This is a genomic window from Mesorhizobium sp. B2-4-14 (assembly GCF_006442155.1).
Taxonomy (GTDB): domain Bacteria; phylum Pseudomonadota; class Alphaproteobacteria; order Rhizobiales; family Rhizobiaceae; genus Mesorhizobium.
Map to the genome: position 1 here is coordinate 172,519 of NZ_VFVA01000007.1, position 22,760 is coordinate 195,278.

Annotated in this window: 20 protein-coding genes and 2 pseudogenes; 8 read left to right on the forward strand and 14 right to left on the reverse strand. The window is 62.5% G+C overall.

Annotation, left to right across the window (positions count from 1 at the left end; all coding sequences use genetic code 11):
* Positions 1-49: 49 nt before the first annotated feature.
* Positions 50-343 (forward strand): annotated as a pseudogene (locus FJ938_RS09360) (exonuclease); the annotation flags it as partial.
* Positions 344-369: 26 nt separating this feature from the next.
* Here FJ938_RS09360 and FJ938_RS09365 read toward each other — a convergent pair.
* The 4 genes from FJ938_RS09365 to FJ938_RS09380 all read right to left on the reverse strand — a co-directional run bounded on the left by FJ938_RS09365 (position 370) and on the right by FJ938_RS09380 (position 4,441).
* On the reverse strand, positions 370-966 hold the full coding sequence (locus FJ938_RS09365) for an ABC-type transport auxiliary lipoprotein family protein (RefSeq protein WP_140612419.1): 597 nt from the start codon (positions 964-966) through the stop codon (positions 370-372).
* 88 nt (positions 967-1,054) lie between these two features.
* Positions 1,055-2,428 carry an MlaD family protein gene (locus FJ938_RS09370; protein ID WP_140612417.1) on the reverse strand — a complete coding sequence of 458 codons (1,374 nt, stop codon included), beginning with the start codon at positions 2,426-2,428 and terminating at the stop codon, positions 1,055-1,057.
* Positions 2,429-2,442: 14 nt separating this feature from the next.
* Positions 2,443-3,252 carry an ABC transporter ATP-binding protein gene (locus FJ938_RS09375; RefSeq protein ID WP_140612415.1) on the reverse strand — a complete coding sequence of 270 codons (810 nt, stop codon included), beginning with the start codon at positions 3,250-3,252 and terminating at the stop codon, positions 2,443-2,445.
* Between the two features lies 1 nt (position 3,253).
* The gene (locus tag FJ938_RS09380; RefSeq protein ID WP_140612414.1) at positions 3,254-4,441 is read right to left on the reverse strand and encodes an ABC transporter permease; all 1,188 of its coding nucleotides are present in this window, start codon (positions 4,439-4,441) and stop codon (positions 3,254-3,256) included.
* Between the two features lie 76 nt (positions 4,442-4,517).
* Here FJ938_RS09380 and dgcA point away from each other — a divergent pair, with 76 nt between their 5' ends.
* Complete coding sequence (dgcA, locus tag FJ938_RS09385) at positions 4,518-5,501, forward strand: N-acetyl-D-Glu racemase DgcA (protein ID WP_140693011.1); 984 nt, start codon at positions 4,518-4,520, stop codon at positions 5,499-5,501.
* Here dgcA and FJ938_RS09390 read toward each other — a convergent pair.
* Both FJ938_RS09390 and FJ938_RS09395 read right to left on the reverse strand, forming a co-directional pair.
* Positions 5,472-6,686 (reverse strand): MFS transporter, encoded by a 1,215-nt coding sequence (locus tag FJ938_RS09390; protein ID WP_140693013.1) that lies wholly within the window; start codon positions 6,684-6,686, stop codon positions 5,472-5,474. The genes dgcA and FJ938_RS09390 overlap by 30 nt on opposite strands.
* 127 nt (positions 6,687-6,813) lie before the next feature.
* Entirely contained in the window at positions 6,814-7,629 is an 816-nt protein-coding gene (locus FJ938_RS09395; protein ID WP_140612408.1) for a UDP-2,3-diacylglucosamine diphosphatase, read from the reverse strand.
* A 120-nt stretch (positions 7,630-7,749) separates the two neighbouring features.
* Here FJ938_RS09395 and FJ938_RS09400 point away from each other — a divergent pair, with 120 nt between their 5' ends.
* From FJ938_RS09400 to FJ938_RS09410, 3 genes are all read left to right on the forward strand, one after another.
* On the forward strand, positions 7,750-8,529 hold the full coding sequence (locus FJ938_RS09400; protein ID WP_140693015.1) for an SDR family oxidoreductase: 780 nt from the start codon (positions 7,750-7,752) through the stop codon (positions 8,527-8,529).
* 176 nt (positions 8,530-8,705) lie between these two features.
* Positions 8,706-11,030: an NADP-dependent malic enzyme gene (locus tag FJ938_RS09405; protein ID WP_140693017.1), complete on the forward strand. Its 2,325-nt coding sequence runs from the start codon at positions 8,706-8,708 to the stop codon at positions 11,028-11,030.
* 72 nt (positions 11,031-11,102) lie between these two features.
* On the forward strand, positions 11,103-12,302 hold the full coding sequence (locus FJ938_RS09410) for a DUF2865 domain-containing protein (protein ID WP_140693020.1): 1,200 nt from the start codon (positions 11,103-11,105) through the stop codon (positions 12,300-12,302).
* Here the strand turns inward: FJ938_RS09410 and gltX are convergent.
* The 4 genes and pseudogenes from gltX to FJ938_RS09435 form a co-directional block, all read right to left on the reverse strand.
* Positions 12,220-13,593: a glutamate--tRNA ligase gene (gene gltX, locus FJ938_RS09415; protein ID WP_140693022.1), complete on the reverse strand. Its 1,374-nt coding sequence runs from the start codon at positions 13,591-13,593 to the stop codon at positions 12,220-12,222. The genes FJ938_RS09410 and gltX overlap by 83 nt on opposite strands.
* A gap of 255 nt (positions 13,594-13,848) precedes the next feature.
* Positions 13,849-14,253 (reverse strand): GNAT family N-acetyltransferase, encoded by a 405-nt coding sequence (locus tag FJ938_RS09425; RefSeq protein WP_140693026.1) that lies wholly within the window; start codon positions 14,251-14,253, stop codon positions 13,849-13,851.
* A 54-nt stretch (positions 14,254-14,307) separates the two neighbouring features.
* A complete protein-coding gene (locus FJ938_RS09430; protein WP_140693028.1) occupies positions 14,308-15,984 on the reverse strand; it encodes an NAD+ synthase in 1,677 nt (558 codons plus the stop codon).
* Positions 15,985-16,109: 125 nt separating this feature from the next.
* Positions 16,110-16,825 (reverse strand): annotated as a pseudogene (locus tag FJ938_RS09435) (DNA-3-methyladenine glycosylase I).
* An 88-nt stretch (positions 16,826-16,913) separates the two neighbouring features.
* On the opposite strand from FJ938_RS09435, the gene FJ938_RS09440 reads away from it, so the two are divergent.
* Together FJ938_RS09440 and FJ938_RS09445 are read left to right on the forward strand one after the other, a co-directional pair.
* The gene (locus tag FJ938_RS09440; protein ID WP_140612394.1) at positions 16,914-17,477 is read left to right on the forward strand and encodes a DUF1003 domain-containing protein; all 564 of its coding nucleotides are present in this window, start codon (positions 16,914-16,916) and stop codon (positions 17,475-17,477) included.
* A complete protein-coding gene (locus FJ938_RS09445; RefSeq protein WP_140612392.1) occupies positions 17,474-18,061 on the forward strand; it encodes a DedA family protein in 588 nt (195 codons plus the stop codon). The genes FJ938_RS09440 and FJ938_RS09445 overlap by 4 nt, the downstream gene beginning before the upstream one ends.
* An 8-nt stretch (positions 18,062-18,069) precedes the next feature.
* Here FJ938_RS09445 and FJ938_RS09450 read toward each other — a convergent pair whose 3' ends face one another.
* From FJ938_RS09450 to FJ938_RS09460, 3 genes are all read right to left on the reverse strand, one after another.
* On the reverse strand, positions 18,070-18,657 hold the full coding sequence (locus FJ938_RS09450; protein ID WP_140693031.1) for a hemerythrin domain-containing protein: 588 nt from the start codon (positions 18,655-18,657) through the stop codon (positions 18,070-18,072).
* 129 nt (positions 18,658-18,786) lie between these two features.
* Positions 18,787-19,146 carry a diacylglycerol kinase gene (locus FJ938_RS09455; RefSeq protein ID WP_140693033.1) on the reverse strand — a complete coding sequence of 120 codons (360 nt, stop codon included), beginning with the start codon at positions 19,144-19,146 and terminating at the stop codon, positions 18,787-18,789.
* A gap of 77 nt (positions 19,147-19,223) precedes the next feature.
* On the reverse strand, positions 19,224-19,640 hold the full coding sequence (locus FJ938_RS09460; RefSeq protein ID WP_140693035.1) for a GFA family protein: 417 nt from the start codon (positions 19,638-19,640) through the stop codon (positions 19,224-19,226).
* 412 nt (positions 19,641-20,052) lie between these two features.
* On the opposite strand from FJ938_RS09460, the gene FJ938_RS09465 reads away from it, so the two are divergent.
* Entirely contained in the window at positions 20,053-21,123 is a 1,071-nt protein-coding gene (locus tag FJ938_RS09465; RefSeq protein WP_140693037.1) for a diguanylate cyclase, read from the forward strand.
* 51 nt (positions 21,124-21,174) lie between these two features.
* Here the strand turns inward: FJ938_RS09465 and FJ938_RS09470 are convergent, their stop codons facing one another.
* Positions 21,175-22,548: a 3-deoxy-7-phosphoheptulonate synthase class II gene (locus FJ938_RS09470; protein WP_140693039.1), complete on the reverse strand. Its 1,374-nt coding sequence runs from the start codon at positions 22,546-22,548 to the stop codon at positions 21,175-21,177.
* Positions 22,549-22,760 lie beyond the last annotated feature (212 nt).

The following is a 22,760-nucleotide window of genomic DNA, read 5'->3' on the forward strand; positions in this document are numbered from 1 at the left end:
CTAAACTTTCCGGCGCATGCTGACCCTGTCCCCATGGGGCGCTGTTCTGTCCTGGGGCAAGGACGAACTGAACACGATCGTCATCAGTTGCCATGTCGCGGGCATTTCCCCTTCCGTCCCGGCCACCCGGTTTGGCAACGCCGTAAAGCTGCTGATCGCGGTTGGGATGCCGATCGAGGATTTGGCCAGGACGCCGAGCAAAAGGCTTGCGGACTATTATCGCGTCGACCACCCGCGTTGCAGGGGACAAGACGCGCTCGACGATGCGCTGTCCCCGACCTATACCCTGCAGCACCTGATGAAGACTGGAAAGCTGCGGCCTGATGTCTTCGAGCACAGATAGCCAGAAAGCGTCGCCGCCCCTGCCGCTCAGATCACCGAATCGGTCCAGCGAACGATTTGCCTGGCGGCATCGCCGAACGCGCTGTCGAGCGCACTGACATAGGCGGGATTGCCGCGCCCCGAAACGGGCGCGGTCGCGGTGAAGCTCTTGGAAGCGCGCACCTCGCCATTGCGGTCGTTGAGGATGCGCACGAACAGGTCAACCTCGGCATGTTCGCCGCCCTCGACGCGAACTTCGAAGGATCGGATCTCGACAATCACCTGGTAATCGATCGCCAGCCCCTCGCCCGGCTTGCCGACGCCGGCAAAACTGCCCGAGCGCTGAAACGTCTCGGCCAACCGCGCCTGCACGATCAGGGGCAGGCGGTCAGCCCATTGCGCGCCCTTCAGATACTGGATCGAGCGGTCGGAGGGCTTGATGACGATGTTCTGGCTGTCCAGCGCCTTGAGCGCCGAAGGCTGGGCGATCAGGATCTGGCGACGGCTGTGGCCATGTGCCTCGACCGAAGGTGCCGACAGCTCAAACGTGTCGAGTGGCGCGGGTCCGCCGCCCGGCAGAGCCGCGCAGCTGGCGAGGGCCAAGGCAAGCAATGCCACGCCCGATCTGGACACAATCGACTTCACGCACGCCCCCTACCATCCCCGTTATTTATCGACCTCAAAAATAACCTACATCCGCAATGATTGTTTCTGAGGCGAGCAGACGCCGAAGTCAACGCCGCGCCCTGCCGTCGAACTGCCGAACCTCGCCTTCGCCACCCGAGAGAATGCGCTGTGGATTGCGGCTGAGATCTGTCACCGCCTCCTCGATGCGACCGATCGAACGGCGGCTGTCCTGCACCAGCGCCTCGACATTCGAAAGTCCCTGGCCCGAGAAGCGCGCCAGATTGTCGGTGATGGTCCCAAGCCGCGCATTCAGTGTATCGGCAACCTGCTTGAATGATTTCAGCGTCGCCCTGGCATCGGCCATCACGCCATCGGCCTGGCCCGATCCGAGCAAGGTGTCGACCCTGGCGAGGATGCCGTCGACACGCACCGAAGCATCGTTGAGCCGTTGCGCAAGCTGCTTGGCGTCCTTGATGGTCTGGTTGATATCGTCGGCGCGGTTGGCGAACTTGTTGGTCACGACGGCGATATCGGCGGCGGCCTTGTTGGCGCTTTCGCTGGCCTTCTGGATGTTGGCTAGAGCCGTACGCACCTGCGCCGGGTCGATGCCGTCGAGCACCCCGTCGACCTTGGCCAGCGTGCCTTGCGTCTGCTTGGCGAAATCATTGACCGACCCGACCGCGGTATCGACATTCCTGATGACGCCGTCGAGCTGCCGTGACGTTTCCTTGAGGTTCGCGGTCACGGTATCGACATTGGCCACGATGCTCTTGATCTTGTCCTTGTCGACGGCATTGAGCAGTCCTTCCGCCGCCTTCAACGTGCCGTCGAGTTTGCCGGACACACCCTTCAACTCGTCGGAGAGCGCGCTGACGCTGGACAGGAACTTGTCGATGCCGTCGGAATTCCTGGCCAGCGCATCGGAGAAGGTCTGCACGTTGTGCACGGTCTGCGTCAGCGGTCCACGGACATCCTTGGTGAAGCCCTCGAGTTCGCTCAGCACCTTGTCGGCGCGGTTGAAGATGTTCTGCGCGGTCTGCAGCAGATTGGTCACGGCCGACGGGTTGGCGATGATCTCGGCGACCTTGCCTTCCTTTTCCGCCTGGTCGAGCAGCTTCACTTCCTTGGGATCGGCGCCCTTGAGTTCGATATTGGCCTGCCCGGTAAGACCGGCAAGGCCGATATCGGCCTGCGTCGACTTGGTGATCGGCGTCAGCCGATCGATCTCGGTGTCGGCAATGGCGACAGTCGGATTGTCGACGTCGATATAGACACGCTTGACGTCACCGACCTTGACGCCGTTGAACAGCACGAAGCTGCCGCGGCCGAGGCCGGAAGCCGAGCCCGGGATGCGCACGCGCAGCAGGGCCGTCTCGCCCCTGTCGCCGATCGCGGCTGTCCAATAGACGAAGCCGAACGCCGCCAGGATCGCAACCAGCGTAAAAATGCCGACAATGACGTAGTTGGCTCTGGTTTCCATTGCTTCACTTATGGCTATGCACGCGTGGCAAGATCAAGTTGCCGGGCGCGTTTTCCGCGGAAATAGGATTTTACCCACGGCTCCTCGCTCTTCAGCATGTCGTCGATTGTGCCCTCGACCAGCACCTTTTTCTTGCCGAGTACCGCCACGTGATCGCAAGCGGTGAACAGGGTGTCCAAGTCGTGCGTGACCATATAGACGGTCAGATCCATGGTGTCGCGCAGCTTGACGACGAGTTCGTCGAACTCGGCCGCGCTGATCGGGTCGAGGCCGGACGTCGGCTCGTCGAGAAAGACGATGTCCGGATCGAGCGCCAGGGCGCGCGCAAGCGCGGCGCGTTTGATCATGCCGCCGGAGAGTTCGGAGGGGAATTTCTGCGCCGCATCCGGCGGCAGTCCAACCAACTCGATCTTGAGCAGCGCCAGCTCGTCCATCAGCTTCTTCGGCAAGTCGAGATATTCGCGCATCGGCACCTGCACGTTCTCCAGCACGGTCAGCGCCGAAAACAGGGCGCCATGCTGGAACAGCACGCCAAGGCGCATGTCGATGCGCAGCCGCTCGATGTCGCTTGCCTTGTCGACATCGACCCCGAACAGCCGGATCGTTCCAGACTGCTTCGGCACCAACCCGAGAATGGTTCGCAACAGGACGGACTTGCCGGCGCCCGACGCACCGACGAAACCCAGGATCTCGCCGCGTCTGATGTCGAGCGACAGCTTGTCAAGGATCAGCTTGTCCTCGATGGCAACGGTGACGTCGCGCACCGAGAGCACGATTTCGCTCTCGTCCTGTTCCTGCGTCGTCATCCCACTGCCCTTCGCCATCTTAGAACTCGATCGCGGCGTAGAACATGGCGAAGAGCCCGTCGAGGATGATGACGACGAAGATCGACTTCACCACCGAGGCAGTCACGTGCTGGCCGAGTGACTCGGCGCTGCCGCCGACCTTCATGCCTTCGACGGAAGCGATGGTGCCGATGATCATCGCCATGAACGGCGCCTTGATCAGCCCGGCAAAAATGGTGCTGAGATCGATGGCGACCCGGAGCCTGTCGAGGAAAGCGGCCGGTGGAATGTCGGAATAGAGCCAGGCCGCGACAATGCCGCCGCCGAGTGCGGCGAAGTTGGCGATGATCGTCAGGCACGGCAAGGCGATCACCAGCGCAACCAGGCGCGGAAAGACCAGGACGCCGATCGGATTGAGACCGATGACCTTCAGCGCGTCGACCTCCTCGCGCATCTTCATCGAGCCGATCTCGGCGGTGATCGCGCTGCCGGAGCGGCCGGCGATCATGATTGCCGTCATCAGCACGCCGAGTTCGCGCAGGATCAGCACGCCGACGAGGTCGACGACGAAGATATCGGCACCGAAATAGCGGAGCTGATAGGCGCCTTGCTGGGCAACGATGGCACCGACGATCGCCGACATCAGCACCACCACCGGAATGGCGCCGACGCCCATGCGGTCGATCTGGTTGAAGATCGCCGCCGGGTTGACGGCATGGCCGCGGCCGAGCTTCATCTGCGCGCCGCGGATGGTGGCGCCCAATATGTTCATCGAGGCGAGGAAATCGTCGCGCATCTCGTAAACGCGCCGGCCAACCGCCTCCAGGGCACGAATGATGATGTTCGGCGGCCGCGCCGGCCCCGATTCGGGCTCGCGGCGCACGGCTTCGCCCACGGCGTCGAGCAGGATGGAGGCGATCTCGCTTTGGCCCTGCATCCGGACCTCGACGTTCTTCTTCTCGAACACGCTGACCAGCCGGTCGATCAACCAGGCGCCGGCGGTATCGATCTTCTCGATTTTCGAAAGATCGAGGGCCAAGGTCCTGAAACCGCTTCGCTTCTCGATCTTGCGCATGTCGGCGTCGATCAGCGCGACGGTTCGTGTCGTCCAGATTCCGGAGAACGCGCAACCGAGAACGTCGCCCTCCTCGCCGACCGCCACGCGTGGGCCGTGGTCAGCCTCCGAGGCGGTCGTACCGCTTGCGTCGCGCTTGCCGATGGTCAACATGGCGTCTGTTTAGCCTGATGGGTCCGACCTTGTCGATTTGCCGACAACCCTTCTCGCACAGCCGGAGCAGAAAAATATGGCGCGTGTCATTTCGGTCGAGGCGGAACGTTTCCCGATCGCCGGAACCTTCACCATTTCGCGCGGTTCCAAGACCGAGGCCGAGGTCATCACCTGCACGATCCGTGAAAACGGACATGTCGGGCGCGGTGAATGCGTTCCCTACAAACGCTACGGCGAGACCATGGACGGTGTGCGCGACGCGATAGAGGCCATGCGCGAACGGATTGCCGGCGGCATGGATCGGACCGCCCTGCTCTCGGCCATGGCGGGCGGCGCCGCGCGCAACGCTGTCGACTGTGCCCTGTGGGATCTCGAGGCAAAGATCAGCGGAATACCGGTGGCCGACGCCATGCATTCCGCTCCGCTGTCGAGCCTCGAAACAGCCTACACCCTGTCGCTCGCCGAACCGGAGGCGATGGCGGCGCAGGCGCGTGGCAATGCCATGCGGCCTCTGCTCAAGGTCAAGATCGGGGGCGACAACGACATGGCCAGGATTCGCGCTGTCACGGAGGCTGCGCCGCAAAGCCGTATCATCCTCGATGCCAATGAGGGGTGGACCGACGAGAACATCGAGGCCAATCTCGCCTTTGCCGCACAACATGGCATCGCGCTTGTCGAACAGCCCCTGCCCGCCGGACACGACGAGATCCTGCGCCGGATTGCGCATCCGGTGCCGATCTGTGCCGACGAAAGCGTGCATGAGACAAAGGACCTCGGTTCGCTGGTCGGCCTCTATGACGCGGTCAACATCAAGCTCGACAAGACGGGCGGCCTGACGGAGGCGCTCGTGCTTCGCCACCGGGCTCGGGATCTGGGGTTCGGCATCATGGTCGGATGCATGGTCGGCACATCGCTGGCGATGGCGCCGGCGGTGCTGCTTGCGCAGGGAGCCGATTTCGTCGACCTCGATGGCCCGCTGCTGCTTGCGCGCGACCGCCAGCCGGGCCTGGTCTACAAGGGTTCGCTGGTCTCACCGCCGGACCGGGTGCTGTGGGGCTGAGCGCGCGGCAAGCCCGATCAGCACCAGGCCGACGATGGCGATCGGAATCATCGCCAGGAAACCGTCGACCCCGAGACGATCATAGAGCGGACCGGAAGCCAGCGTGACGGCGGCCATGAAGAAGCCGTTGAAGAAATAGGCGATGCCTTGCGCAGCGCCCGTGCGCTCTTCCGAGACGGTCTCGCCGATCATTTTCTGCAGGCCGATCAGCACCATCGCGACGGACACCGAATGCAGCGACTGCACTGCGAAGAAGCCGGCGATGCCAAGGCCGAGCGGCCATACCAGTGGAAAGATGATCCAGCGTACGATCGACCCGATGCCGGCGATGACCATCACCCTGACGACGGGCACAGAGGCAAAAATGCGGTTGAAAAACAAAAACATGCAGACTTCGGACACCACGCCCCAGGCCCACAGCAGGCCGACGACCGAATCGCTGAGGCCGATCGATTTCCAGTAGATGGAAACGAAGCCATAGAGGAATGCATGGCTGGCGGTGATGATGCCGACGCCAAGGGTGAAGTAGAGGAAATAGGCGTTGAAGAGACTCGGCGCCGCGTGCTGGATTTCCACCGCCGACAACGGCGAGGCCTTGCGCGGCCGCCCCATGCGCGGCGCCAGCAGCCCTGCAGTGAGTGCCGCGCCAAGGGCCAGGAATATGATGACCGGAACGGCTTGAGGACCGCTGGCCGCCAGGATGAAGCCGCCCGCGACATTGGCGCAGAGATAACAGATTGAACCCCATTTGCGCATGCTGGCGTAGTTCGAGCCGAAGCGGCGCACGCCCGAAAGCGCCAGCGAATCGGCGATCGGCGAATGCGGCGTCCAGACGATAGTCAGCGCCAGCGACACAGCCAGCACCGTCGAGTAGGTCGGCGTGAGAAAATACCCCGCCGACAAAAGCAGCGCGGCCGCCACCAGCGCGACATAGACATCGGCGCGGTCCCTCGCCCGATCGGCGAGTGTGGTCAGCAACGGCGTCGTCACCACACGCATGAACATAGGCGCCGCCAGGATGACGGCGATCTGCTCGGCGTGAAACCCCTTGGCCTGCAGCCAGAGCGGGAAATAGGGCAGATGCGTGCCAAGCGACAGGAACAACGTGCCGAAGATCAGGCTCATGCGCAGTTCGAAATGGCGTGGCTTGACGAGTTGTTCTGGCGAAAGCGGCGGCAGGGACATGAATCGATCCAATTGCGCCGCATTCCGTCAGCCGGTCAGCAACGTGGGTCGACCCATAACATAGGGGAAAACCGGGCGAAACCGGTTGGACTAATCGATTAGTGCCGAACCTCTGAGGAAATTCGGCTCAGGCCGCCTGCCCTACCCGATCTTCGATGAGCAACGGAATGAAAGGCTCGTCCGGCGCCTCGGGCAGGACATGCGCCCAGGTCAGGATTTCCATCCGGCCGTCGAAATGTTCGACCACGGCCGTGCAGCTCTCCACCCAGTCGCCGGTGTTGATGTAGCGCACGTCCTCGAAATTCTCGATCGCCGCATGGTGGATGTGGCCGCAGATGACGCCGTCGACATGCGAGCGGCGCGCCTCCTCGGTGAGCACGGTCTGGAACGAGCCGATGAAGTTGACCGCCTTCTTGACCTTGACCTTTGCCCAGGACGAGAACGACCAGTAGGGCAGGCCGAGCAATTGGCGCAGCCGTGTCACCACGCGGTTGACGATCATCGCGGCGTCATAGGCATGATCGCCGAGATAGGCGAGCCAGCGCTGATTGTGGACGACGGTGTCGAACTGGTCGCCATGGATGACGAGCAGGCGTTTGCCATCGGCGGTTTCGTGGATCGCACGGTCGGCGACGACGATGCCGCCGAAATGCACGCCCTGGAACTGGCGAGCGAACTCGTCGTGGTTGCCGGCGATATAGGTGATGCTGGCGCCCTTGCGCGCCTTGCGCAGCAGTTTCTGCACGACGTCGTTGTGGCTTTGCGGCCAGTGCCAGCTGCGCCGCAGCCGCCAGCCGTCGACGATATCACCGACCAGATAGATGATGTCGGCGTCATGATAGCGCAGGAAATCGATCAGGAACTCGGCCTTCGCCGCCTTCGAGCCCAGATGGACGTCGGAAATGAACATGCTGCGGAAAGTGCGGGGCTCTTGGCCTGACATCGCGATTTCACCCTTGCTTTCGAGCAGCCTATGCGCCGATTCATGCAACAACCGTATGACGGTTGCGATTGGTCCAGCGCTGGCGCTAGCCTGCCGGGCAAATCACAGGAGAAATTCGTCATGGATCTCGGTATCAGGGGAAAGAAGGCTATCGTCTGCGCTTCGAGCAAGGGGCTTGGGAAAGGCTGTGCCATGGCGCTGGCCGAAGCCGGTTGCGATATCGTCGTCAACGGCCGCAACGCGGAGCTGGTGGCGAAAACCGCCGCCGAGCTGCGCCAGCGCTATGGCGTGACGGTGACGGAAGTCGTTGGCGATGTTTCGAAATCGGAGGTGCAGAAGGCGCTGCTTGCCGCCTGCCCGGAACCCGACATCCTCGTCAACAACAATGGCGGGCCGCCGCTTCGCGATTTCCGCGAGCTCGATCGCGCCAAGATCCTTGAAGGCGTCACCCAGAACATGGTGACGCCGATCGAGCTGGTGCAGGCCGTCCTCGACGGCATGGCGGCGCGCGGCTTCGGCCGTATCGTCAACATCACCTCACTGTCGGTCTATGTCCCCATCCCCGGCCTTGACCTGTCGTCCGGCGCGCGCGCCGGCCTGACTTCGTTCCTTGCCGGCGTGGCGCGAACGGTGATCGATCGCAACGTCACCATCAACTCTCTCTTGCCCGGCAAGCTCGACACCGACCGCCTGCGCGGCCCGCACGAGGCCGGTACCGTCGAGGATCCCGCGGCGGCCGCGGCGCGCAAGACCCGCATCAGCGCCGATGTGCCGGCCAAGCGGCTCGGCACGCCGGAGGAATTCGGCCAGATCTGCGCCTTCCTGTGCTCGGTCCATGCCGGCTATCTGACCGGACAGAACATACCGGTCGACGGCGGTCTCTACGTCAGCGCCTTCTGATCGGAGGGGCGGCAAAACGGCGCGACTCATCTGGCATGAAACAGCCGCAAATATCTGACATCTAGTGATTTTCGACGTGCCGACCCATAAAGCCATCGGCGCGTCAATTAGCGTCGCGAAAACCGCTGACCTCATGCTAAAAGGACTCTCGAAGCAGGTTTCGAGGGAGCGGCCGCATGGAAGGCGAGAACAAGAAGACGGCACGTTCGGATCTCGACGAAGCCGCCCTCTACTTCCACAAGCATCCGACGCCGGGAAAGCTTGAGATCCAGGCGACCAAGCCGCTCGGCAACCAGCGCGACCTGGCGCTCGCCTATTCGCCCGGCGTGGCGGCCCCTTGCCTCGAAATCCGCGACAATCCGGCGACCGCCGCCGACTACACGGCGCGCGCCAACCTCGTCGGCGTCGTCTCCAACGGCTCGGCCGTGCTCGGCCTCGGCAATATCGGCCCGCTGGCCTCGAAGCCGGTCATGGAAGGCAAGGCGGTCCTGTTCAAGAAGTTCGCCGGTATCGATGTCTTCGACATCGAGATCGACGCCCCGGAGATCGAGCGCATGGTCGAGACCGTCGCCGCTCTCGAGCCCACTTTCGGCGGTATCAACCTCGAGGACATCAAGGCGCCGGAGTGTTTCGAGGTCGAGGAGCGTCTGAAGGCCCGCATGGGCATTCCGGTGTTCCACGACGACCAGCACGGCACCGCCATCATTGTCGCCGCCGCCGTGCTCAACGGGCTGGAATTCGCCGGCAAGACCATATCGGACATCAAGATCGTCACCTCCGGCGCGGGTGCTGCCGCGCTCGCCTGCCTGAACCTTCTGGTCTCGCTTGGCGCCAAGGTCGAAAACATCTGGGTCACCGACCGCTTCGGCGTCGCCTACAAAGGCCGGGCCGACGAGATGGATCGCTGGAAAGACCCCTATGTGAAGGACACCGAGGCGCGCACGCTTGCCGATGTCCTCCCAGGCGCCGACGTTTTCCTCGGCCTTTCGGCGGCGGGCGTGCTGAAGCCGGAACTGCTCGAGCATATGGCGCCGAAGCCCTTGATCCTGGCTCTGGCCAACCCCAATCCGGAGATCATGCCGGAAGTGGCGCGCGCGGCGCGTCCCGACGCCATGATCTGCACTGGCCGGTCCGATTTTCCCAATCAGGTCAATAATGTCCTGTGTTTTCCTTACATGTTCCGAGGCGCGTTGGATTGCGGTGCCAGCGCCATCAACGAGGAGATGAAGATGGCCGCGGTGCGGGCCATCGCCGCCCTTGCCCGCGAGGAGCCATCGGACGTCGCCGCACGCGCCTATTCCGGCGAGACGCCGATCTTCGGACCCGAATTCCTGATCCCCTCGCCCTTCGATCCGCGTCTCATCCTGCGCATCGCGCCGGCGGTTGCCAAGGCGGCATGCGACACCGGTGTCGCCACACGGCCGATCAGCGACTTCGCCGCCTATGTCGACAAGCTCAATCGCTTCGTCTTCCGCTCGGGCCTGGTGATGAAGCCGGTGTTCTCGTCCGCCAAGGCTTCGAGCGCCAAGCGCGTCATCTATGCCGACGGCGAGGATGAGCGCGTGCTACGCGCCGCCCAGGTGGTGCTTGAGGAAGGCATCGCCGAGCCGATCCTGATCGGCCGTCCGCATGTCGTCGAGGTCAGGCTGAAACGCTACGGCCTGCGCATCAAGCCGGGCGTCGATTTCGGCCTGATCAACCCCGAGGACGATCCGCGCTATCGCCACTATGTCGACCTCCTGATCGAACTCGCGGGCCGGCGCGGCGTGACGACGGAGGCCGCGCGCACGATGGTGCGCACCGACAATACGGTGATCGCGGCCCTGGCGCTGAAGCGCGGCGATGCGGACGCCATGGTCTGTGGCCTCGAAGGGCGCTTCGAGCGGCATCTGCGCAACGTCACGCTGATCATCGGGCCGCGCGCCGGCATCAGGGACCATGACCTGTCGACGCTGTCGATGCTGATCTCGCAGCGCGGCATTATCTTTCTCACCGACACCCACGTCTCCGTCGACCCGACGGCCGAGGAGATCGCCGAGATGACCGTGCTGGCGGCGGAGGAAATCCAGCGCTTCGGCATCGAGCCGAAGGCAGCATTGCTCTCGCATTCGGACTTCGGCTCGCGCGATTCGCCGAGCGCGCTCAAGATGCGGCAGGCGGCGGCGATCCTGGCGCGGATCGCGCCGGAACTGCAGTGCGACGGCGAAATGCATGCCGATTCCGCTTTGTCGGAGCATCTGCGCCAGCGCGTCTATCCGCATTCGCGCCTGAAGGGCGAAGCCAATCTGCTGGTGTTCCCGAACCTCGATTCGGCCAACATCACGCTGACGGCGCTGCGCGCCATGATGGATGCCCTGCATGTCGGGCCGATCCTGCTCGGCACCGACAAGCCGGCGCACATTCTGACGCCGTCGGTCACGTCACGCGGTGTGGTCAACATGACGGCGCTGGCCGTGGTCGAGGCCGCGCACAAGGCACAGGCGATTGCCAACCTGGGCTGAGCCACGATTTCGCGGTAAACTGCGATTAACCGCGAACACGGTAGCCTTGCGGACGATGGCGGAGTTGGGCGGATGACAGGCGGAGGGTGGAAGCAGGCGCATGCTGCCGTGCTGCTCGGCCTCTTCCTGTCGGGTGCCGCGATCACCAAGCCGCAGGCCGCCTCGCGGGTCTGCCGCCAGTTGGAGGCCGATCTTGCCGCGGCTTCGCGCGGCGGGGGCGGAGGTCCGGCAATGATCCGGAAATACGATGCCGCGATCGATAGGCAGCGCCAACAGATATCGAGGGCACGCGATCAGGCGAGCAGCGTCGGGTGCGGATTTTCGCTGTTTTCCCGCAACATCAATCAATGCGCCGGTCTCAACGCCACCATCGACCGCATGAACGCCAATCTCGACAGCCTGCAGGCCAAGCGTGCACAGCTCGCCGGCGGCGGCTCACGCCGCGATCGTGGCCGCATCCTGGCGGCGCTCGACGCCAATGGCTGCCGCGACGATGCTGCCCCCCAACACCGCGCTCCGCTGCAGGACGCCGAGCGTGGGGAAGACGACAACACGAACCTGTTCGACCAGCTTTTCGGCGGCGACAGCCGACAGGTCGATACATTGGACCAGCCCGATGATTCCGGCGAGGAGCGCAACGTCCGCCGCGTCCTGAACCTGCCCGGCACTCCGGACTTTGCAGGCACAGGCGGCGAGTTCCACACCACCTGCGTGCGTACTTGCGACGGCTATTTCTTTCCCATGTCGAACGCCGCCTCGGCCGGCGATTTCGAACGCGACCAGAAAAATTGCGAATCGAGCTGCCCCGGCACCGAGATGCAGGTCTTCTATTCGCGCGGCATGGATGACGATTCGGCCTCGATGACGTCATCGGTCACCGGCAGGCCCTACAGTGAATTGCCGACCGCTTATCTCTACAAGCAGTCCAACATGTCGCGGCCCCCGGCCTGCGGCTGCAACGCCGCGCAGAATTTCCAGATCATTGGCGGCAATCCGTCGAATCCGACACAACCGCAGCCCGAAGCGGCCGCGCCTTTCGTTCCCATTCCGGCCTCAAAGCCAGATCCGGGTGCCGACCCGGAAACGCTGGCCAATAGAGAAGGCGGCCTCGACCGCGAAGCCATCAAGCGGCTTTCCGCGAAGCCGGTGACGTCGCCCGTCTCGGCCCTGCCGCTGGAGCAGCGCAGGGTCAGGGTCGTCGGGCCAACGTTCCTTCCCGACCCATCAGCGGCAATAAATCTGCAAGCTCCGGCCCCGAAGGCAGTCCAGTAAGGGCAAGTCTGAGCGGCATGAACAGCCCCTTGCCTTTGCGCCCAGTTGCTTCCCTGATCTTGCCCGTCCAGTCCTTCCAGACCGTCCCGTTCCAGGGCTCCTCCGGCAGGATGTCAAAGGCCTGATGCAGAAAATCGCGGTCGTCGGCGGAGAATTCGGACCGCTCCTGCGGCCCCTCGCGCAGGATGCGCCACCAGCCCACGGCGTCGGCGAGCCGGTCAAGGTTGCCGCGCACGGCCAGCCAGAAGGGCTCGGCCTGTTCGCCGGAGATACCGAGCACCATCAGCCTGTCTCGTGCCTCGTCGAACGGCATATGGTGCAGCAGGGCTCGGTTGAGCACGAAAAGCTCGTCCGGATCGAACTTGGCCGACGATTTTGACGTCGCGGCCGGGTCGAAATGACTGGCGAGTTCCGTCAGGTCGTGCGCGGCCGCGACGTTTTCCGAAGTCCCGACCAGCACGGCCAGCGAAGCGACGGCCATCGGCTCGATGCCATCCTCGCGCAGGCTTTCGATGGACAGTGCCCCGGTGCGCTTCGACAGTCCCTCGCCCGACACGGTGGTCAAGAGATTGTGGTGGCCGAAGACCGGCGGCTCGGCGCCCAGCGCCTTGAACAGAGCGATCTGCACGCCGGTGTTGGTGACATGATCGTCGCCGCGGATGACATGGCTGACTCCCATATCGATGTCGTCGACGACGGATGGCAGTGTGTAAAGGTACGTGCCGTCCTCCCGCACCAGGACCGGGTCGGACAGAGAGCCCAGATCGACCGTTTCCTCGCCACGCACCAGATCGTTCCAGTGGATCTCGGTGCGCTCCGGCTGCTGCGGATCGCTGGTGAAATTGGGCAGCAGGAAGCGCCAGTGCGGCTTGCGCCCGTCGGCCTGATATTCGGCAATCTGATCGTGGGTCAGCGCCAAGGCCTCGCGGCCGTAGACCGGCGGCAGGCCGCGCGTGCGGCGCACTTTGCGCCTGAGATCCAGTTCCTCCGGCGTTTCGTAGCAGGCGTACAGAACCCCCGCTGCCTTCAGCCGCTCGACCGCCGCGTCATAGACCTCGAAACGCCGCGACTGATATTCCGTGGCGTCCGGGAAAATGCCCAGCCAATGCAGGTCGTAGAGGATGGCGTCGGAGAATTCCTGCTTCGAGCGGGCGATGTCGGTGTCGTCGAAGCGCTGGATGAAGCGGCCCTTGTTGTTCACGGCAAACAGCCAGTTGAACAAAGCGGTGCGCGCATTGCCGATATGGATGCGGCCGGTCGGTGACGGAGCGAAACGAACGGTAACTGTCATGAGCGGGGCGTACCGGATGCCTTTGTGATTGACAAGATGCGCCCCCGCACCATGCCGCAGACATAGAACATGGCGCGCGTCTTGAAAAGACCGGGGCCATGCGTCACGCATGGCCCCGGTTCGGTCAGACCACCAGACCCTTGGTCAGTGATCAGCGAAAGCCGCCAGGGCTGGCGCCGCCAATGGAGAAAAGTGAAGCCAAGAACACTGCGAAACGCGCTCGCGCGCAAATCGATCTTAGAACAAGCCATGATGTCATTCGGGCGCAAGGCGCATATATCGGCCATCGGTGGACGGCTTGAAACCCAGCTTCTCGTACATGCCGTGCGCATCGCTGGTCGACAGGCTCCAGTGCGAAACGGTGCTTAGCTCCGGATGGTCGATGAGTGCCCGCACCAGCCGCAACCCGATGCCTCGCCCGCGATGCTGCGGCCAGACGATGATGTCGGCGAGATAGGCGAACACCGTGCGGTCGGTGATGGCCCGACCGAAGCCGACCTGTTTGCCGTCGATATAGGCGGCGGCGCAGAACGAATGGGCAAAGGCGCGGCGGTGCGTTTCATCGCTGCGCCCGTCGCCCCAGTAGCTCGCCATCAACAGATCCGACGTCGCCCGGAAATCGATCCGCGACAGGTCGAAGCTGATTTCACACTCAGGCATGGCTCTGTCCTCGCCACAGTGCGGCGAAATTTTCGGTCAGCAGGCGAAACGCGCCTACCCGCGATCCCTGAAACGGTTGGTGATGGGATAGCGGCGGTCGCGGCCGAAATTCTTCCTGGTGATCTTCACGCCCGGTGCCGCCTGCCGGCGTTTGTATTCCGCGATGTAGAGCAGATGCTCTATACGCGTCACCGTCGCCCGGTCATGGCCGCGCGCCACGATGTCGTCGACGCCCATCTCGTTCTCGATCAGGCATTCCAGGATATCGTCCAGCACCGGATAGGGCGGCAGCGAATCCTGGTCGGTCTGGTTCTCGCGCAATTCCGCCGATGGCGCCTTGTCGATGATGTTCTTCGGGATGACCTCGCCGGAAGGCCCGAGCGCGCCCGGCGGCACATGGCTGTTGCGCCAGCGCGACAGCGCGTAGACCTGCATCTTGTAGAGGTCCTTGATCGGGTTGAAGCCGCCGTTCATGTCGCCATAGAGCGTGGCGTAGCCGACGGACATCTCGCTCTTGTTGCCAGTGGTGACGACCATCGAGCCGAACTTGTTGGAGATCGCCATCAGGATGGTGCCACGCGCACGGCTCTGCAGGTTCTCTTCGGTGATGCCTTCCTTGGTGCCCTCGAAAAGCTGCGTCAGCGCATGCATGAAGCCTTCGACCGGCTCGAAGATCGGCACGATGTCATAGCGGCAACCGAGCGCCCTGGCGCAGTCCTCGGCATCCTTCAGCGAATCCTTCGACGTGTAGCGGTAAGGCATCATCACCGCGCGCAGCCGTTCCTCGCCAAGTGCATCGACGGCAAGGGCCGCGCAGATCGCCGAATCGATGCCGCCCGACAGGCCGAGCACGACATTCTTGAAGCCGTTCTTGTTGACATAGTCGCGCAGGCCCAGCATGCAGGCCCGGTAGTCGGCTTCCTCCCGCTCGGGGATTTTCGACATCGGCCCCTCAGAGCAGGCCCAATGATCGTCCTGTCTTTTCCAGGTGGTGACGTCGACCGCTTCCTCGAACTGGCTCATCTGGAAGGCAAGCCGTCTGTCGGCGCCAATAGCAAACGACGCACCGTCGAAGATCAGCTCGTCCTGGCCGCCAAGCTGGTTGGCATAGATGATCGGCAGGCCGCACTCGATAACCTGCTTGATGACGACCTGTTGGCGGACATCGATCTTGGCGCGGTAATAGGGCGAGCCGTTCGGCACCAGCAGGATTTCCGCCCCGCTTTCGGCAAGCGTCTCGCAGATGCCGATCTCACCCCAGATGTCCTCGCAGATCGGAATCCCGATGCGCACGCCGCGGAAATTGATAGGCCCCTGGATCTCGGGCCCGGCCTGGAAGACGCGCTTCTCGTCGAATTCGCCGTAGTTGGGGAGATCGAGCTTGTAGCGTTCGGCGATGATCTTGCCGGCATCGGCGAAGACGATCGAATTGTGCGTGCCGCTCTTGCGCTTCAGCGGCGTGCCGATGATGACGCCGGGGCCGCCATCGGCGGTGTCGGCGGCGAAATCCTGCGCCGCCCGCTCGCAGGCCTTCAGGAAGGCCGGCTTCAACACCAGATCCTCCGGCGGATAGCCGGCGAGGAAAAGCTCGGTATAGAGCACGAGATCGGCGCCCTGGCGGGCGGCATCCGCCCTCGCCTCGCGGGCTTTGGCGAGGTTGCCGGCGACATCGCCGACAGTCGGGTTGAGTTGGGCGACTGCAATGCGCAGGATGTCAGGCTTCTTGGTCATGCCTGCTGACTTAGCGCGGCAAAATCCGCCTCGCAATGGCGTTCGCTTGGACCACCCCGGACCAAGTGACATACGTCAGTCGTGTCAGGCCGGATGACCTGGGTGAACAGTGTCCAGACCGACGATCAGTCCTGGCCCATATACTCGCGCAGCGCTTGCGGAGAATGGTTGTCGCCGATCGACATCGCCAGGATGCGCGAAATGTGCCGCCGCGGCAAACCTGTCTCGGCAGCCCACCGGTTGATCTGCGCCTGGACTTTGTCCAGGTCCTTCTTCGAGGTCGGGCTTTCCGCGATGTCGAGCCCGGCGTCGCGAAGTGCCGCCGCCATATCGGTCGAATGACGAAGGCATCCCACCCCAGCCAGCGCAGGAAATACTGGCCGGTGTTGCCGCCGAGCCGGCTGCCATGCTTGCCGAGATAGGCCATCAGTCCGACCTGGTCGTCGGTCGGCCATTCGGCAAGGAAATGACCGAAGCCGCCATGCTCTCTGGACACACGCTCGACGAAGGCGGCATTGTCGCGAACGGACCTGATCTTCTGCGGATTGCGCACGATGCGCTGATCGGAAGCCAGATCGTGCCAGAAATCGTCAGGCTGGAACAACAGCCGCTTCGGCTCGAAACGCAGAAAAGCCTCCTCGAAGCCTGGCCATTTCTGCTCGATGACCCGCCAGACGAAACCGGCGGCGAAGATCCGCTCGGCCATGGTCGAGAGAATGCGGTCGTCCGCGATCTCGGCGACGGCGGCGTTGTCGGGCACCGGCCCGAGCAGCGTCGAAAGCTCCGCTTCGCCGCCCTTGCGTTTTGCCGCGCGCAGGCGAATTTTTTGAAAATCAGCCATCGGTCCCTCGCTGTCCGCCGCAATGTATCACTTCCCCTGGGAGCCGGCAGCCTCTACCTCTATCGCCAGCCCAGACCTGGAGACAGCCATGTACAAGACGATCGATGAACTGGCGAACCGTTGGTTCAAGCGACGGCCGGACGGCCTCACCCAGTTGGAGAGCCGTGTGCTGCAGTCAACGTTCGAGCGCACCACCATCACCAGGGACACCAACAAGGCTGTCGCCTTCCACCAGACCTTTGGCGACCGGCTTGCCGACACCATCGCCCGCATCGGCGGTTCCTGGTCCTTCATCCTCGCCTTTCTGGCTTTCCTGGTCCTTTGGACCGCTGGCAATGTCTGGCTTCTGTCACGCGATGCCTTCGACCCCTACCCGTTCATCTTCCTCAACCTCATCCTGTCGATGCTTGCCGCCATTCAGGCGCCGGTGATCATGATGGCGCAGAACCGCCAGACCGAGCGCGACCGCATCGATGCCGCCCATGACTACGAGGTCAATCTGAAGGCAGAGATCGAAATCATGGCGCTGCATGAAAAGCTCGACGAACTGCGCCACAGCCAGATCCTCGGCATGCGCGACGAGATCGTGCGGCTGGCCGAACAGGTACAACGGATCGATGAAAGGCTGTCGCAGCAGCAGTCGGCTTCATGACCGACCCGATCCATCATTTCATCGAACAATACGGGCTGCTTGCGGTCTTTCTCGGCTGCGTTGCCGAAGGAGAAAGTGCGGCCATCCTCGGCGGCTTCTTCGCCCACCAGCATATCTTCGTGCTGTGGCATGCCTTCGTCGCGGCAGCACTCGGCGCCTTCGCCGGCGATACGGGCTTCTTCATCCTTGGGCGAAGCTTTGCCGATCATCGCTATGTCGTGAGATTGCGCCGGCGCCCCGGTTTCCGCCGCGCCTACCATCTGCTCAACACCCATCCCAACATCTTCGTACTGTCGAACCGTTACGTCTACGGCATGCGCCTCGTCGGCGGCATAGCGGCCGGACTGTCGCGCATCTCGATGCTGCGTTTCGTCGTCCTCAACGCCGTCTCGTCGACGGTTTGGGCAATCCTGTTCGGCACGATCGGCTACGTCTTCGGGCTGGGAGCCGAGCAGCTTATCGGCAAGGCATTGGCCCGCCACGAGCGGCTGTTGATCGGTCTGGGGATCGGTCTGGCGGTGGCCATCATTGCCTGGCTTGTGGCGCGCCATGTCGCCAGCAAGGAGCGAGCCAGGGAAAGCTGAGCTGATCGTCAGTCTATATCCAGCGCCCGATCGCCCCGGTCGAGGATCAGCGGGATGATCAGATCCTCCTCGTCGGCGAGATGCCGGGTCAGCATCGCGATCAGCCGGCTGTTCTCGTCGGCATAGGCATCGGCGGCGAAGCGCTGCTTGTCCTCGCCTTCCTGAAGCGTGCGGATAAAGGCATTCGCCGCCTCGGCGTTACGTTCCAGTCCTTCATGGATCGTGTGGTGGTCGGCGTCGAGGATTTCAAAGCCGCGCTTGAGCCGCGCCTCCGCCTTGGCAAAGACCGGGAAATAATGATGGTCCTCGACATTGTGATGACCATTGAGATTTCCAAGAAAATGATTGAGACGCGGTGCGAACCAGCGCGCGAAATCGGGTGCCGCCAGCCTGCCTTCGCGATAGTCGCCAATGCCGTTGGTGAGCATGCCGCCGAGCTCGCGGAACATGTCGTGCCGCTGCAGCCACATATTGGCAATGCCGTGGATGTTGGCGTGGCCCTGCCAGGTTTCGCGCGGATATTTCTCGGTCAGCCAGCGCAGGTCATCCGGCAAGCCTTTGCGTTCGAGAAGCAGCGGGTTTGTAAATTCGGACATGACGGTTTCCTGAGCCATGATCCCGAAACGTGGAATCGGTTTTCGGAAAAGATCATGGCCAACATAAACCAGAGCGTCCCGATTTCTTCGGGATCAGGCTCTGGTGACTGTCATGTAGGGATCAGAGTCTCAGATCGGAACCCCGGCAACGCGCTCGATGAGAGCGATGCCCCAGACGCCACCAGCAATCACGACCGAAATCAGCACCGCCAGCGAGCCGCAATCCTTCGCGAGCTGGATGTCGATGTGGAATTCACGAGAAATTGCGTCACAGGCCGCCTCGATGCCGGTGTTCAGCACCTCGACCATGATCAGGAGCAGCACTGCGCCGATCAGCAGCGCGTAGCTGCGCCACGACACCGAAATGAACCAGCCCGCGGGCAAAGCCAGCACCAGCAGCATCAGTTCCTGCTGGAAAGCCTTCTCGCTAACGGCGAGCTTGCGAAATGCCCGCACCGAATTGATAAAAGCATCGATCAGCCGCTGCATGCTAGACCCCTTTGCGAACCACCGGCACGGGATAAAGCAACGGCCCGGTCAATGGAATAAGGCGTCTTGTCCAAAATTTATTCAGGGACCAGTATCGACGGCGTCGACTTTTCAAACTGCGGCAGCCCGTCGTGGATCGAATAATAGTCGCCCTTGTCGCCGACGAAGATATGGTATTCGCCCTTGAGATCTGTCGGCTTGTCGAACGATCCCGCCAGGACCGAAATGTAGTCTCGATCCCTCGGTTTCCAGAAAAGCACTGACCCGCATACTTTGCAGAAGCCGCGCCTGGCGAAGTCGGACGCCTCGTACCAGGTGATGTTTTCCGCGCCTTCGATCACGATGTCGGCGTCGGCGACATTGGTCGCGGCATAGAAGTGCCCGCTTTGTTTACGGCACTGCGAACAATGACAGTAGACGACGCCCCGCAGCGCGCCGCGCGTCCTGAAGCGGACCGCTTTGCACAGGCACGATCCCTGGTGACTGTCACTCATTTCGGCACTCCTTGAAGAACCTCGTCCATCATCGTCATCAGGATTCCAGCTTTGCGTTGGTTACGCGCAAGCAAATACGACTCCGACTGGCGTGACGATTTCGAAATTCAATTTCATTTTCAGCAGCGCGCCGCGAGGTTTCGAATTCAAAGCCGCCAAACTGCGTGTTGTCTCCCGATTGGTGGTGCGGAAATTCATGTCTCTACAGCCACAGGTAGAGAAAAACCCGTGGAAGTCATGCGAATTAAGGAAACTTTAGCGCTGACGCAATTATGGTCTCTCAAGCAAAGGTCGTGGGTGGGGACGCGTCTCTTCGCAAGATGTTCTGGAATGTCGGCAGGCCACTCCCCCAGTTCGGCGATCAGTGGACCCGCATTTCTGCGTCGGAATCCAAGGGAAGAGTGTACCAGACATGCAGCCGGCAGCAGCACCAACCGAACAGAACACTGACATCGCATCCGCTGTTGTCGCCACGATGCGCCAGTTGGGCGTGCTCGGCCTGCCGCGCAATTACGAGATCTTCTATGAAGCACTGAGTGGCACCAATCGCGAACTCAGCGTTGCGGTGCTTTCGCTGAACAGCCGGCCCACACAGGACGAGTTGGACAAGATCGGCCGTTCTTTCTTTGCCCAGAACCATGGCCCAGGCATCGTGGAGCATGCGCGGGACGTTATCGCCAGGGAACTCGAGGAAGTCGCATCGCTGTTGCGCAGCGAGCGCAGCCACATCGAGAAATACGGCAGGATTCTCAATGAGACATCAAACGGCCTGAACAGCCGCAGCCTGCTCTCCCAGGATCTTCTGCAAAAGATCGCCAACGCCATGTCGATCGCTACCAATTCGACGATCGACCACGGCCGACAGGTCGCCTCGACGCTCAATGACAAGACGGCGGAACTCGAGAGCGTCAAGTCGAAGCTCGAGGAATACAAGCGGCTGGCCAACACCGATCCGTTGACCCAGATCTGGAACCGCCGCGCCTTCGACAGGGAAATCACCCGAATCTACAACAGCAACAAGGGTATCCTGTTCAATGCCTTAATCCTTGCCGACATTGATCGGTTCAAGGACATCAATGACCGGTATGGCCATCCGGTCGGCGACAAGATCATCCAGGTCATCGCCGAGATTTTCCAGACCAGCATTCGCGGCGATATGTTCGTCGCGCGCACCGGCGGCGAGGAGTTCGCGCTGATCATCGAGGGTGCCAGCGAGGACGCCACCTACGAGATCGCGGAGCGCATTCGCGCGCTGATCGAACAGACGCCATTCACCAGCAGCCAGACCGGCATGAAATACGGTACCGTGACGGTCTCGATGGGCATCTGCATGGCATCCGAGGCCGACGGTCCCGAGGACCTTTACACCAAGGCCGACCGAGCGCTGTATCGCTCCAAGGTCAGCGGCCGCAACCGCGTCACCAGGCATTCGACGATGGCCGGCCGCTCCGGCAAGAGCTGGCTTCTCTACAAGAAGGACTGATGCCTCCTGTTCGCCGATCGCGCCGGTATCAGCGGAGGCACCAGCCATGGGTCAGCCGTTGACGGCGTGCTTCTGCTGGACCGGATGGCTCTTCTTCAGCAGATCCGACACCAGGAAGGCCAGTTCGATCGCCTGGTCGGCATTGAGGCGCGGATCGCAATGCGTGTGGTAGCGGTCCTGCAATTCCTCGGCCGTGATGGCGCGCGCGCCGCCCGTGCATTCGGTGACGTTCTTGCCGGTCATCTCGACGTGGATGCCGCCGGGATGCGTGCCTTCGGCGCGGTGCACCTCGAAGAAGGTCTGCACTTCCTTCAGGATACGGTCGAACGGCCGCGTCTTGTAGCCCGCGGCCTCGATCGTGTTGCCATGCATCGGGTCGGATGACCAGACCACGCTGCGGCCTTCCTTCTGCACCGCGCGCACCAGCTTCGGCAGATGATCGGCGACCTTGTCCGAACCGAAGCGAGCGATCAGCGTCAGCCGGCCGGGCTCGTTCTCGGGATTGAGCAGGTCGATCAGCTCCAGCAAACCGTCAGGCGTCAGCGATGGACCACATTTCAGGCCGAGCGGATTCTTAATGCCGCGGCAATATTCGACATGCGCGTGGTCGGGCTGGCGCGTGCGATCGCCGATCCAGATCATGTGGCCAGAGGTGGCGTACCAGTCGCCCGAGGTAGAATCGACGCGGGTCAGCGCTTCCTCGTAGCCGAGCAGCAGCGCCTCGTGGCTGGTGTAGAAATCGGTCTCGCGCAGCGCGTAGTTGGTTTCCGAGGTGATACCGACGGCCTTCATGAAGTCCATCGCCTCGGTGATGCGGTTGGCCAGCGACTCGTATTTTTCGCCCTGCGGGCTGTCTGACACGAAGCCGAGCATCCAGCGATGCACGTTCTCCAGGCTGGCATAGCCGCCCTGCGCGAAGGCGCGCAAAAGGTTGAGCGTCGCCGCCGACTGGCGGTATGCCATTTCCTGGCGGGCGGGATCGGGAATACGCGACTTGGCGTCGAACTCGATCCCGTTGATGATGTCGCCGCGATAGCTCGGCAGCGTGACGCCGCTCTTGGTCTCGTTGTCGGACGAGCGCGGCTTGGCGAACTGGCCGGCGACGCGGCCGACCTTCACCACCGGCTGCGCGCCAGCGAAGGTCAGCACGACCGACATCTGCAGAAAGACGCGGAAGAAGTCGCGGATATTGTCCGCGCCATGTTCGGCGAAGCTCTCGGCGCAATCGCCCCCTTGAAGGAGGAAGGCTTCACCGGCGGCGACCGCCGCCAACTGCTTCTTCAGCTTGCGTGCCTCACCGGCAAAGACCAGCGGCGGAAAGGTGGCGAGCTGGGCTTCCGTGTTCTTCAGAGCTGCAAGATCCGGATAGGCAGGGACCTGCTTGATCGGCTTTGCTCTCCAAGAATTCGGCGACCATTTCGTCATCGCTGCACCAACGCTCTTTCCGAGCAATTCCAGGAAAGTATGAGACGGTTTTCCGTCCGGAATTGCGTCAAACCAACGAATGGGCGACCTCGCCCACACTATCTGCCCCGATATGGGGTGGCGGCTCCATACACGAAGCCGATTTCCTATTCTAGACCGGAATTTCAGCGCTGGCGAATGGGTTGCCGCACGCAAGACGGCCTGAAACCTCA